The organism is Nostoc sp., from assembly GCF_036918015.1.
In the GTDB taxonomy this organism is placed as follows: domain Bacteria; phylum Cyanobacteriota; class Cyanobacteriia; order Cyanobacteriales; family Nostocaceae; genus Nostoc.
The window spans coordinates 203,996-216,053 of the sequence record NZ_JBALEO010000085.1 but is presented as its reverse complement, the minus strand read 5'-3'; the positions used below and the strand labels follow the sequence as shown (position 1 = coordinate 216,053).

Sequence of the window (12,058 nt, the reverse complement as noted above, 5' to 3'; positions counted from 1 at the left end):
GTTCGATGAGATTCATACTTTTTATCTATCAATTTTTCTCCACCCTCTACAAATCATTATTATTTTTCTTTCTTTGTATGAAACCACCCTGCTTCTCCCAAGGGAGAAGGGGAATTGAATGTCTAGCTCCCCTCTCCCTTGGGGAGAGGGGCTGGGGGTGAGGGCAAAACGTTGTCACCAAGCGGGTTTAGCGTTAAGTTGATACCTGGTCTTGCGCCCCTACGACAGGTGTGCTTCAAATACATGAAAACCGCTATATTGACAAAATTTCATCCTTGCGGTTTTCAACAGCGATACGACTTCTAAAGTGGTTGTATCCCTAGCAAATCTGGTAAATCCAGAGAGGCGAGGTGTTGATAAGCTCGATCTATAACCCGCCTACCTCTAAGAAAGCCTGTATTAGCTCCAGGACAAATATACTGAAGAGTTTCTGGTGTAAAACGTTCTAACAATAATCGAATGCTCTGAATTTGCCTTGGCCAGTGAAAGGTTTTAGCTGTCCGTAATGGTACTGTTTGACCATGCTGGTTAGGGAGTAAATGGCGACCAGAAAATAATATACCTCCAAGTTCACTGTAGTAGAGACAAGATGAGCCGGGAGAATGCCCTGATGTCCAAATCACTTGTGTTGAGGCATCAAGAGTAAATTCTTGTTTAAAAGTAGTTACGGTTAAGCCTGGTAATAAATACGCTTCTTGCTCTTGAATCAGCACCTCGCAGCCAAAGGCTTGCTGAAATTCAGCAGTCTTGCCAATAGCGCCGCGATGGGTGAGAAATAGCCAACGCACGCCTCCATGCGATCGCAAAAAATCTTGATTTGTTTTTTCTAGTGCAGGGCAATCTATCAGGATATTGCCTTCATTTCTTACAATAAAATAAGAGGTTCCCCCTAATGTGTCCCGATTGGGTGGAAAGGCAAAAATGCTCTCTTGGGCGAAGTCCGATTGCAGAGAACCTCCGCTGAGTACTTCGTCCGGGAAGACAGCCCGTGGTGGCTTAGTTGTATGACTTGGCTGTTGAGGTAAAGGGCACATAATCAAAGAACCGAAACTGAGGAGTTGTGGACAATTTGATTACAGTGTGGAAATTCTCAAGAATTGCAACTTGAGCCTTAACCAGCACTGTTAACCATTGTGAAGAAAATTGGGATTTGAGGTCTGCCTTGTAGTTAATGCTATGGTGCTGAAGCTACTGGTGGGGCGTTTTGTCAAAATTACTGAAGAGAACATGGCATTTTGGTTTCTGTTTATCCTCCTGCTGGGGCTTGCTACTTATCTAATGGTGCAGCGCAGCGTTGCTCTCATTACCCGCACACCAGTATGGTTGTTGTGGCTGGTTTTAATGACACCAGCATTCCTGTTGAGTGGATGGACGCTAATCTACGGGGCGAAACAACCTCCACCGCCAGGGCTGATCCTCTGGTCGGTATTTGTCTGCACAGTCTTGTACTGGGCGTTGTTTCAATGGGGGCGTCAAGTACCAAGAGATACACAGACAGACGAAGCCCAAACCCTAGCCTCAGAATCACAGCCGACTATCCAGCCTACCCCAGAACCAATAGTGCGTCCCATTGAACCAGCCGAAGAAACCCAACTACGAAATTGTTTTCCTTGGTCTGTATACTACGTTCAAAATATTGAGTATCGACCACAATCTGTAATTTGCCGGGGTCAGTTGCGAACTAAAGCCAGCAACGCTTACCAGCAGATTAAGACTAATATTGAAGCACAATTTGGCGATCGCTTCTTGCTGATTTTTCAAGAAGGCTTCAATGGCAAACCTTTCTTTGTCTTGGTTCCCAATACTCAAGCTGCTGCGAAACAGACAGATATACCACGACGCAACCAGGAACGATTAACTCGTCCAGGATTAGCGCTGATGCTGCTAGCAGCTACTTTGATCACTACTACCTTGGTGGGAGTGGAAAATGCTGGTGTTACTCTGCCGCCTATCTGGGATATTGGATCTTTATTCAAGCTTCTATCTAACCCAGATGTCCTATTCAAGGGATTGCCTTATGCTTTAGGACTGATGGCTATTTTGGGCACTCACGAACTTGGGCATTATTTGACAGCTAAATTTTACAAGATTCGCTCGACGTTGCCTTACTTTATTCCCGTACCTTTCTTTTTGGGAACTTTTGGCGCATTTATTCAGATGCGTAGTCCCATTCCCAATCGCAAAGCTTTATTTGATATTAGTATTGCTGGGCCAATTGCAGGTTTTGTTGTCACCTTGCCATTACTAATATGGGGTTTGGCTCATTCTGATATAGTTTCCCTGAGTGAAAAAACCCGACTTTTAAATCCTGATGCTCTCAATCCCAAGTATTCAATTTTACTGGCTATACTCTCAAAGTTAGCTTTGGGAAGTCAGTTAACAGCAAAATCAGCCCTTGATTTGCATCCAGTTGCAGTAGCAGGTTTTTTAGGACTAATTGTCACAGCGTTAAATTTAATGCCTGTGGGACAATTAGATGGAGGTCACATTGTCCATGCGATGTTTGGACAACGAACTGCGATCGTAATTGGTCAAATTGCTCGCGTGTTGTTACTGTTACTTTCTTTAGTTAGAGAAGAATTTTTGGTGTGGGCGATTATCTTATTATTTATGCCGTTGATTGATGAACCTGCGCTGAATGATGTCACTGAATTGGATAACAAACGTGACGTTTGGGGGTTACTGGCAATGGCTTTGTTGATTGTAATTATTCTGCCATTACCGCAAGCGATCGCTAACTTTTTGCAAATTTAAAAAAGTAGAATTCAGGAGTCAGAATTCAGGAGTCAGAATTCAGGAGGAAAACAGGCTTTATACCTGGCTTTGAGACGAATCTTTGTGTACTTCACTTTCTTTGAAATTGGCTGTATCAGCGATCGCGATCGTTTCTTTCAGCAGCCCATAGATTTGTCTATGAGGTTTTCCCCTTGTCCCCTTGTCCTCTTCCATGACATTCTCAAGCCTTATCGTTTTGCTAATTCTGGAGTCCGCCCCTTTAAACCAATCATCAATTTCAGCATAAATACTTTTAATACAGGTACTCGCTGCAAGAACCATAAACCCAAGCGACGAACTACCACTACAGGGAAGAAATTATTAGAGAACATCCGATCTAACAAATCGGTGAAACCTAAAATTGTCAGATTCTCTAGCTTGCGCCAGCGTTCATAACCTTTGAGAATCTGAATATCGCCAATATCTTTACCCGCTTTGTGCGCTGCTTGAATTACTTGCGCCAAAGCTGCTGCATCCCGAATACCCAAATTTAAACCTTGTCCGCCGACGGGATGGCAATTGTGTGCCGCATCACCAATTAATGCTAGTCGCGGGAGAACGTAGCGATCGCTTTGCATGAGTTGTACCTGGAAAACAAAGCGATCGCCTAGTAATTCCAATTTTCCCATCTGATCGCCATAGCGGCGGCTTAGTTCTGCCAAAAATTGCTCGTCATTTAAGGCACACAAAGCCTTTGCTTCTTCATGGGGGGCAGTCCAGACAATGCGGCAACGGTTCCCTGGTAAAGGTAAAATCGCAAAGGGGCCGCTAGACCAAAATCTTTCGTAAGCGGTGTTATTGTGGGGTTTTTCTGGTTTGACAAATGCCACAATGCAAGATTGCCAATATTTCCAGCCCGAAGTTTTGATTCCAGCAGCTTGGCGAATAGGCGATCGCGATCCATCTGCTGCTACAACTAATTTGCTGCGAACTGTTCTTAGTTGATCGGCAACTTTAATATCTATGGCGACTATATTTTGCTGGTACTGCGTATTTACCACTTCCGCCGGACACAAATAAGTCACATTTGGGCAATTTTGGACAAAATCTTGCAACGGCTGCAACAAGGCTTGGTGTTCCGCCACATAACCCAATTCTGCTGTATTTATATCATCTGTGGTAAATTCCACCACATTGGGATAATCGGCATCAGAAAGACGTACTCGGCAATACTTGGCGATTTGCGGCAACATTTTGTCCCAAACGCCAATACCTTCATAAATTAGTGACGAAAGTTTGTGAACTGCATAGGCTTGTCCCTTCGCTACCGCCACTGATGCCACTTTTGCCTCAATAAGCAAGACACTCAAGCCAGAATCTTTTAAAGCAGAGGCTAAAGTTAACCCAATAATCCCACCGCCGACAATTACCAAATCATATTCATATCCCCGCTCATTTGGCGGTGTTAGTTGAGGGGAAATTTGCTCAAGCTGCGTTATGGCCATTGTTAAGTTAGATTACAGCGTCTTAACTCTTATTTTGACGCGATCGCGCCTTCTTGAGCAAGTTAACAATTTAAAATTTTATCCATAAGCCAGGTATAAAGCCTGTTTTACTTCTGACTCCTGAATTCTGACTCCTGAATTCTGAATTCTGACTCCTGAATTATTTGCTGACTCGATAAATTGGTCTAACCTGACGATAAGTATTAAGCAAGCTGAGAAATTTATTCCCATCAAAATTTATCGGGTCAACTTTTTTACCAGAACGGTCTACTAAATGGTGCGTAGTGATGCGATCGTCTGGGACTTGACTTTGAGCAACTAACCAAGCAAGGGAATGATATTGAGCTTCCGTGTAGCCGCTATGGGTTTGTTGACTACCACTGTCATAGCTATCTGGCGGTGTTTCTAAAGAGACGTGATAAGCAAAATTATTCACAGAGGCGGGTAAAGCCGGATTAGTCTGCACAGTTTCCACTCCCTGCGAACCATCAAACACAGAGTTAGCTGCACCAAAAGCCCGTTTTTCTGGCGGTACTAGATAAACTACCGTTCCGTCTAACTTGATTAAGGCGTGGTAACTTGCTTGCACACCTTCATCAGTATGAGCTACTTGAAAGAAATTGATGGCACTAGAAGCTGAATAACCAGTTTCATGGATGACGATAATTGGTTGGTTGCTGAGAGGAATGCCATTAACATCTTGGGTGTAACGTTCACCATAGTTACTTGGGTCTACTGAAGCAACTTGATAATTAGGTCTGTAACGTGCAAAAGCTTGAGTGGTTATGTACCTTGCTAGAGGCTGGTTAGTCTTGACTGGGGACTTGATAACATTTTGAAATTTCTTCTCTGGCTCTTTCGCTGATTGAAATTGCGCCTGGGGATATTTACTGAAAGCTGTAACCTGTGAATTGGCTGCACGGGATATTGTCGGATTGTTGTGTAATTTTGTTGCTCGTCCAATTAGCAGCACTGCAATTAAAGTGGCGAACATCAGCCAGATTAGTAGCACCCTAGTCACCCAGTCTGTAAACTTCATTTTTCTAATACCCGTAAAACGGTAGATATTAATTTATAGCTAAACTGGCGTGTCAGTTGTAGAGGCATACTTCTGTAAACCCCTACCGTAGATGGCATCCAAATAATAATCGCTATAATACCTTAATTCTAGTTAAATATACCTTGATAATCTCTGCAATAGTGCTGTTAAAAGCCATTTAATTTCAATGCAGTGGGTAGTGGATTGGTGGGTATGAAAGTCTTCAGCGTGTAGCGCTCTTAATGATGTTTTACCCACATCCTCTTCACCAACTACTAGCAGTTTAGAAAGATATTATTGTTTAGTTTCTAACCGCGATCGAAGATAGGTCAAAATTGCCTCCGTTCCCTGCTCAACAATTTCAGGCGGCGGCGAGCTTAATTGTGGATTGTTCTTGAGGGATATTGTCAAGTTTGAGAGTTGGCTGATTTCTGGCGGCAGGCTGCTGAGTTGATTGTAAGAGAGGTCTAGCCATATTAAGTTTGAGAGTTGGCTGATTTCTGGCGGCAGGTTGCTGAGTTGATTGCCAGGGAGGTCTAGCCATTCCAAGTTTGAGAGTTGGCTGATTTCTGGCGGTAGGTTGCTGAGTTGATTGCCAGGGAGGTCTAGCCATTCCAAGTTTGAGAGTTGGCTGATTTCTGGCGGTAGACTGCTAAGTTGATTACAAGAGAGGTCTAGCCATATTAAGTTTGAGAGTTGGCTGATTTCTGGCGGTAGGCTGCTGAATTGATTACCAGAGAGGAATAGCTCAGTCAAGTTTGAGAGTTGGCTGATTTCTGGCGGTAGGCTGCTGAGTTGATTACCACAGAGGAATAGCTCAGTCAAGTTGGAAAGTTGGCTGATTTCTGGCGACAGGCTGCTGAGTTGATTGTTATCGAGGTTTAGCCATGTCAAGTTGTAGAGTTGGCTGATTCCTGGCGGCAGGCTGCTGAATTGATTACCAGAGAGGGATAGCTCAGTCAAGTTGGAGAGTTGGCTGATTTCTGGCGACAGGCTGCTGAATTGATTGTTCTCAAGGGATAGCTCAGTCAAGTTGGAGAGTTGGCTGATTTCTGGCGGCAGGCTGCTGAGTTGATTGTGATTAAGGTCTAGTACCGTTTCCTTTTCCCTAGCAGCTTGTTCAATAATTTGCAACAGTTCTTCATTTGTCATCAGCAAACCTCACCAACTCTGTAGCGATATTTACCAGATTAGTGTATCGCAGGTTATGGTGAATGAGGCTAGATTAATGTGTTCTATCTGCGTAGAAACGGCTGTAATATTTAAATTAGCAGGGTGCGTAGGATACAATACTTGCCGTAGGCGATCGCCTGACAATAACATTCACTCATTAACGGAGCTAAAAGACTCGTTAACGGAGCTAAAAGACTCGTTAACGGAGCTAAAAGACTCGTTAACGGAGTTCAAAGACTCATTCACGGAGATAAAAGACTCGTTAACGGAGATAAAAGACTCGTTAACGGATATAAAAGACTCGTTAACGGAGATAAAAGACTCGTTAACGGAGATAAAAGACTCGTTAACGGAGATAAAAGACTCATTCACGGAGTTCAAAGGTGCGTTACGCTTTCGCGCCACCCTACGACTACGATCGCTTTATAATTGCAATGTCTACGACGGGCGTAGCTGCGGCATCACCAACTCTACAGGCGATCGCTTTATGGCATACATTGAATATAGTTAGCAGTCGGCAATTCCATGAATATTCGTCAAGAACTTCTAAGTCTGATTGAACAACTGAATGATGAGCAGTTATCAGCATTGCTTGATTTAGCTCTTTCTTTCAAAAATGGCGAAAAATCTGTTAATCCTGCTGTTGAATCTCAGGCTTATCAAGATTGGGTAAGCCCTGAAAATGATATTTACGACGAAGTATTTGCTGATGAACTTACAGCGCGGTGATGTTGTGTTGTGTCGAGTCCCCATGCCTTCAACCGGATTGGCACAGTTTAAAGTTCGCCCTGCTGTTGTCATTTCGGCAAATCACTTGAATCAAATTCTTGATGATTTGATGGTTGTGCCTTGTACTTCGAACACTAATCGCCCTTTAACTGTGACGCAATACTTAATAACGGGCGATGAAATTGCCAGTGCAGGTATTAGAGTTGAGTCTGTAGTTCGCTGTGAGTCAATTTTTACATTAAATAAATCTATGATTCTCAGAAAGCTGGGTTCTCTTTCCTCTGAGGCAATTAATCAGGTGAATTTTTGTCTAATAGCGGCTTTGGAATTATAAATCAATACGCTTGGGTTAGCGCCAAAAATCACTGGAAATGTTCGGTTTCCTTCCTTAACCCAACCTACGATCGCTTTATAATTGCGATGTCTACAACAGGCTATTTGGCGTCGCAACAACAACGCTACAGGCGATTGTTCCTTCTACCTGAAAGCTTGCACCATTCCCAACAACCGCCTCAGAATGAATTCTAAGGCTAATAGCTAAAGTCTTCTAAAGAAGACTCAGAAGCAGTTCCAGTCCACTTTAGTGGAGTTCCGCTATTAGCCTGGAACTTTGAGTTCCAGGCGGGTTAGGTAGCAACACGATTATCCTTAACTTTCGCGCTAACACACCCTACAACTAAGATCGCTTTATAATTGCGATCGCACAACAAGGCGATCGCTTTAGGCATTTCCAAGAAATAAATTACGAACCACAGAGACAAGGCAGCGCGGTCTTCTCCCAAGGGGAGACGCCAAGGGCGATGGGGGTTTCCCCCATGAGCGACTGCCGCGCAGAGAACGCAGAGAGAGGAGAAATAGAGAGGATTTTTGGTCAGTTTTGGGATATTTTTTATTTGGAAGTCGCTAATTATGTCAGCGCTTGATTAAAAGCTGCCAGATTTATCACAATTTGGGAAAATAATAAAGTAAGTCGAATATTATACGACTAACCCAAATTCTTCTAGGAAAATATGACTCATCCTTTCCTTGAACGCCTACGTAGTCCAGATAGCCCAGTCCTCGTTTTCGACGGGGCGATGGGAACCAACTTACAAACCCAAAACCTGACTGCTGAAGACTTCGGCGGCCCACAGTATGAAGGTTGTAACGAATACCTAGTCCACACGAAACCCGAAGCTGTCGCCAAGGTTCACCGCGACTTTCTCGCCGCTGGTGCTGATGTGATTGAAACCGATACCTTTGGCAGTACGTCCCTGGTGCTGGCAGAATATGACTTGGCAGACCAAGCTTATTACCTCAGCAAGACAGCCGCAGAATTGGCCAAGCGTGTCGCTGCGGAATTTTCCACACCAGAAAAACCCCGGTTTGTGGCAGGTTCCATCGGCCCCACAACGAAACTCCCTACCTTGGGACATATTGACTTTGACACCATGAAAGCTACTTTTGCTGAACAAGCAGAGGCGCTGTGGGATGGTGGTGTCGATTTATTCCTGGTGGAAACTTGCCAAGATGTGCTGCAAATTAAGGCGGCGCTGAATGCTATTGAAGAGGTATTTGCAAAGAAAGGCGATCGCCGTCCGTTGATGGTGTCTGTGACAATGGAAAGCATGGGCACAATGTTGGTTGGTTCCGAAATCAGTGCGGTGCTGACAATTCTGGAACCTTACCCAATTGATATTCTGGGTTTAAACTGCGCCACAGGCCCAGACTTGATGAAACCACATATCAAGTATCTTTCAGAACATTCACCTTTCATCGTTTCCTGTATTCCCAACGCGGGTTTACCTGAGAACGTTGGCGGTCAAGCGCACTACCGCCTGACACCGTTAGAATTACGGATGTCATTGATGCATTTTGTTGAAGATTTGGGTGTCCAAGTGATTGGGGGTTGCTGTGGGACGCGTCCAGAACACATTCAACAATTGGCAGAAGTTGCTAAAGACCTGAAGCCAAAAGTTAGACATCCAAGTTTAGAACCCGCAGCAGCATCAATTTACACCACTCAGCCTTACGACCAAGATAATTCCTTCTTGATTGTTGGCGAACGTCTGAACGCCAGTGGTTCCAAGAAGTGCCGCGATTTGCTAAATGCCGAAGATTGGGATGGACTCGTTTCAATGGCGAGGGCGCAAGTAAAAGAAGGCGCACACATCCTCGATGTCAACGTCGATTATGTGGGACGCGATGGCGTGCGGGATATGCACGAATTAGTTTCGCGCATTGTTAATAATGTGACATTACCATTAATGCTTGACTCCACCGAATGGGAAAAGATGGAGGCGGGTTTAAAGGTTGCCGGTGGTAAGTGTTTGCTGAACTCCACCAACTACGAAGACGGGGAATCACGCTTTTTAAAGGTGCTGGAGTTGGCGAAGAAATACGGTGCTGGTGTAGTCATTGGTACTATCGATGAAGATGGAATGGCGCGGACAGCAGATAAAAAGTTTGCGATCGCCCAACGCGCATACCGTCAAGCTGTAGAATACGGCATACCACCCACAGAAATATTCTTTGATACCCTCGCGTTACCAATTTCCACCGGGATTGAAGAAGACCGAGAAAACGGTAAAGCCACCATTGAATCCATCGGGCGAATTCGTGAAGGATTGCCTGGATGTCATGTAATTTTGGGTGTTTCCAATATTTCCTTTGGTTTAAATCCAGCCTCGCGGATGGTGCTGAACTCAGTGTTTTTGCACGAGGCGACGACAGCGGGAATGGATGCAGCCATTGTTAGCGCTAACAAGATTTTACCACTCTCGAAGATTGACGCCCGCCATCAAGAAATTTGTCGGCAGTTGATTTATGATGAGCGGAAGTTTGAGGGTAATGTTTGCGTATACGATCCCTTGGGAGAGCTTACCACAGCGTTTGCCGGGGTGACAACTAAGCGCGATCGCTCCTTAGATGAAAGTCTCCCCATTCCAGAACGTCTCAAACGCCATATCATCGACGGTGAACGCATTGGCTTAGAAGAACATCTCAAAAAAGCCTTAGAAGAACATCCCCCGTTGGAGATTATCAACACCTTCCTGCTAGATGGGATGAAAGTTGTCGGGGAATTATTCGGTTCTGGACAAATGCAGCTACCCTTTGTCTTGCAATCTGCGGAAACCATGAAAGCGGCGGTAGCGTTTCTAGAACCCTTCATGGAAAAATCAGAATCAGGTAACAATGCCAAGGGAACTTTTATCATTGCCACAGTGAAAGGCGATGTCCACGACATTGGTAAAAACTTGGTGGATATCATCTTGTCCAACAACGGCTACAAGGTGATTAACCTGGGAATTAAACAGCCGGTGGAAAATATCATCAATGCTTACGAACAGTACAAACCTGATTGTATTGCCATGAGTGGTTTGTTGGTGAAATCCACCGCCTTTATGAAAGAGAACTTGGAGGTATTTAACGAAAAGGGAATTAGTGTCCCCGTAATTTTAGGTGGTGCGGCGCTGACTCCCAAGTTTGTCTATGAAGATTGCCAAAATACCTACAAAGGTAAGGTTGTTTATGGCAAAGATGCCTTTTCTGACTTGCACTTCATGGATAAATTAATGCCAGCAAAAGCTGCTGATAACTGGCAAGATTTGCAGGGATTTTTGAACGAAGTCGAAACGGCTGAAGTTTCGACGAATGGTAACAAAGAACCAAAAGCGACAACTGCTGAAGAAATATCTACTGAACCAAAAGTAGTAGATACAAGACGTTCCGATGCTGTGGCTATAGATATTGAACGTCCCACACCGCCTTTCTGGGGAACAAAGTTATTGCAACCTAGCGATATTCCCATTGAGGAAATATTCTGGCACTTGGATTTACAAGCTTTGGTTGCTGGACAGTGGCAATTCCGCAAACCAAAGGAACAATCTAAGGAAGAATATCAGGCTTTCTTGGCTGAGAAAGTTTACCCAATTTTAGAAACTTGGAAACAGCGGATTCTTGAAGAGAATCTGTTGCATCCCCAAGTGATTTATGGGTATTTCCCTTGTCAAGCCGAGGGGAATTCTCTACATATATATGACTCAGAAAACCAATCACAACAGGTTGCAACTTTCGAGTTTCCCAGACAGAAGTCTTTAAGGCGGCTGTGCATAGCAGATTTCTTTGCACCGAAGGAGTCGGGAATTATTGATGTCTTCCCAATGCAAGCGGTGACTGTAGGGGAAATTGCCACAGAATTCGCTCAAAAGTTGTTTGCTGCCAATCAATACACCGATTATCTGTATTTCCACGGCATGGCAGTGCAGGTAGCGGAAGCTGTAGCTGAATGGACACACGCCAGAATTCGCCGGGAGTTAGGTTTTGCTGCTGAGGAACCCGACAATATTCGGGATATATTAGCACAACGCTATCGTGGTTCGCGGTATAGTTTTGGGTATCCAGCTTGTCCAAATATTCAGGATCAGTACAAGCAACTGGAATTATTGCAGACTGACAGGATTAACTTGTATATGGATGAAAGCGAACAACTTTATCCAGAACAGTCTACCACTGCGATTATTACCTATCACCCGTTAGCCAAATACTTTAGCGCGTAGAATCCTACTCGTTAACCCAATACGCTTGGTGTTAGTGATTTGCTCTTAAAGATCCTCCTTCAAAGCCTCTCTCCTTCTAGGCTACGGTGTGTATACAAGTCCTTCTCACCTCCTCTAACTCCCCCTTGACAAGGGGGAGAACCGGATATTTCCCCCCTTTGCAAAAGGGAGAACCGGATATTTCCCCCCTTTACAAGGGGGGATTAAGGGGGGTAAATCCAGGGTTTGGGCTTCATTACCAAGATGTGTGTAAACCGTAGCCTTCTAGGAGATGTAGTGTATACAAACGAAACAAGGTACTGTTACTTTGATGATTTTTCCGGGAATCCTGTAGTTGTATACCCACCAAATTTGTTAAT

At 44.3% G+C, this 12,058-nt stretch carries 12 protein-coding genes; 6 read left to right on the top strand and 6 right to left on the bottom strand.

Features of this window, described 5'->3' with window-relative positions; translation table 11 throughout:
- Nucleotides 1–302: 302 nt before the first annotated feature.
- Entirely contained in the window at nt 303–1,034 is a 732-nt protein-coding gene (locus V7K61_RS26405; protein WP_335057984.1) for an MBL fold metallo-hydrolase, read from the bottom strand.
- A 193-nt stretch (nt 1,035–1,227) separates the two neighbouring features.
- Here V7K61_RS26405 and V7K61_RS26400 point away from each other — a divergent pair, with 193 nt between their 5' ends.
- Complete coding sequence (locus V7K61_RS26400; protein ID WP_335057988.1) at nt 1,228–2,754, top strand: site-2 protease family protein; 1,527 nt, start codon at nt 1,228–1,230, stop codon at nt 2,752–2,754.
- Nucleotides 2,755–2,811: 57 nt separating this feature from the next.
- Here V7K61_RS26400 and V7K61_RS26395 read toward each other — a convergent pair whose 3' ends face one another.
- The 4 genes from V7K61_RS26395 to V7K61_RS26380 all read right to left on the bottom strand — a co-directional run bounded on the left by V7K61_RS26395 (nt 2,812) and on the right by V7K61_RS26380 (nt 6,411).
- Entirely contained in the window at nt 2,812–2,949 is a 138-nt protein-coding gene (locus tag V7K61_RS26395) for a hypothetical protein (protein ID WP_335057982.1), read from the bottom strand.
- A 14-nt stretch (nt 2,950–2,963) separates the two neighbouring features.
- Nucleotides 2,964–4,220, bottom strand: coding sequence for an FAD-dependent hydroxylase (locus V7K61_RS26390; RefSeq protein WP_335057980.1), 1,257 nt, complete (start codon nt 4,218–4,220; stop codon nt 2,964–2,966).
- A gap of 160 nt (nt 4,221–4,380) precedes the next feature.
- Nucleotides 4,381–5,259: an N-acetylmuramoyl-L-alanine amidase gene (locus tag V7K61_RS26385; protein ID WP_335057978.1), complete on the bottom strand. Its 879-nt coding sequence runs from the start codon at nt 5,257–5,259 to the stop codon at nt 4,381–4,383.
- Between the two features lie 294 nt (nt 5,260–5,553).
- The gene (locus V7K61_RS26380; protein WP_335057976.1) at nt 5,554–6,411 is read right to left on the bottom strand and encodes a leucine-rich repeat domain-containing protein; all 858 of its coding nucleotides are present in this window, start codon (nt 6,409–6,411) and stop codon (nt 5,554–5,556) included.
- Between the two features lie 177 nt (nt 6,412–6,588).
- On the opposite strand from V7K61_RS26380, the gene V7K61_RS34240 reads away from it, so the two are divergent.
- The 4 genes from V7K61_RS34240 to V7K61_RS26365 are packed head-to-tail and all read left to right on the top strand — an operon-like array spanning nt 6,589 to nt 7,495.
- Nucleotides 6,589–6,861 carry a hypothetical protein gene (locus V7K61_RS34240; RefSeq protein WP_442936367.1) on the top strand — a complete coding sequence of 91 codons (273 nt, stop codon included), beginning with the start codon at nt 6,589–6,591 and terminating at the stop codon, nt 6,859–6,861.
- Entirely contained in the window at nt 6,816–6,992 is a 177-nt protein-coding gene (locus V7K61_RS26375; protein WP_335057974.1) for a hypothetical protein, read from the top strand. The genes V7K61_RS34240 and V7K61_RS26375 overlap by 46 nt, the downstream gene beginning before the upstream one ends.
- Nucleotides 6,958–7,161, top strand: coding sequence for a hypothetical protein (locus tag V7K61_RS26370; RefSeq protein WP_069068461.1), 204 nt, complete (start codon nt 6,958–6,960; stop codon nt 7,159–7,161). The genes V7K61_RS26375 and V7K61_RS26370 overlap by 35 nt, the downstream gene beginning before the upstream one ends.
- Complete coding sequence (locus tag V7K61_RS26365; protein ID WP_335057972.1) at nt 7,142–7,495, top strand: type II toxin-antitoxin system PemK/MazF family toxin; 354 nt, start codon at nt 7,142–7,144, stop codon at nt 7,493–7,495. Before V7K61_RS26370 ends, V7K61_RS26365 begins: the two co-directional genes overlap by 20 nt.
- A 292-nt stretch (nt 7,496–7,787) precedes the next feature.
- Here V7K61_RS26365 and V7K61_RS26360 read toward each other — a convergent pair whose 3' ends face one another.
- Nucleotides 7,788–7,943, bottom strand: coding sequence for a hypothetical protein (locus tag V7K61_RS26360; RefSeq protein WP_335057970.1), 156 nt, complete (start codon nt 7,941–7,943; stop codon nt 7,788–7,790).
- Nucleotides 7,944–8,171: 228 nt separating this feature from the next.
- Between V7K61_RS26360 and metH the strand changes: the two genes are divergently transcribed.
- The gene (gene metH / locus V7K61_RS26355; RefSeq protein WP_335057968.1) at nt 8,172–11,699 is read left to right on the top strand and encodes a methionine synthase; all 3,528 of its coding nucleotides are present in this window, start codon (nt 8,172–8,174) and stop codon (nt 11,697–11,699) included.
- Nucleotides 11,700–12,058 lie beyond the last annotated feature (359 nt).

What these genes read in the sequence shown, in the direction of transcription:
- V7K61_RS26405 (WP_335057984.1), bottom strand. Translation starts at nt 1,034, where the DNA reads ATGTGCCCTTTACCTCAACAGCCAAGTCATACAACTAAGCCACCACGG.
- V7K61_RS26400 (WP_335057988.1), top strand. Translation starts at nt 1,228, where the DNA reads ATGGCATTTTGGTTTCTGTTTATCCTCCTGCTGGGGCTTGCTACTTAT.
- V7K61_RS26395 (WP_335057982.1), bottom strand. Translation starts at nt 2,949, where the DNA reads ATGGAAGAGGACAAGGGGACAAGGGGAAAACCTCATAGACAAATCTAT.
- V7K61_RS26390 (WP_335057980.1), bottom strand. Translation starts at nt 4,220, where the DNA reads ATGGCCATAACGCAGCTTGAGCAAATTTCCCCTCAACTAACACCGCCA.
- V7K61_RS26385 (WP_335057978.1), bottom strand. Translation starts at nt 5,259, where the DNA reads ATGAAGTTTACAGACTGGGTGACTAGGGTGCTACTAATCTGGCTGATG.
- V7K61_RS26380 (WP_335057976.1), bottom strand. Translation starts at nt 6,411, where the DNA reads ATGACAAATGAAGAACTGTTGCAAATTATTGAACAAGCTGCTAGGGAA.
- V7K61_RS26370 (WP_069068461.1), top strand. Translation starts at nt 6,958, where the DNA reads ATGAATATTCGTCAAGAACTTCTAAGTCTGATTGAACAACTGAATGAT.
- V7K61_RS26365 (WP_335057972.1), top strand. Translation starts at nt 7,142, where the DNA reads ATGAACTTACAGCGCGGTGATGTTGTGTTGTGTCGAGTCCCCATGCCT.
- metH (WP_335057968.1), top strand. Translation starts at nt 8,172, where the DNA reads ATGACTCATCCTTTCCTTGAACGCCTACGTAGTCCAGATAGCCCAGTC.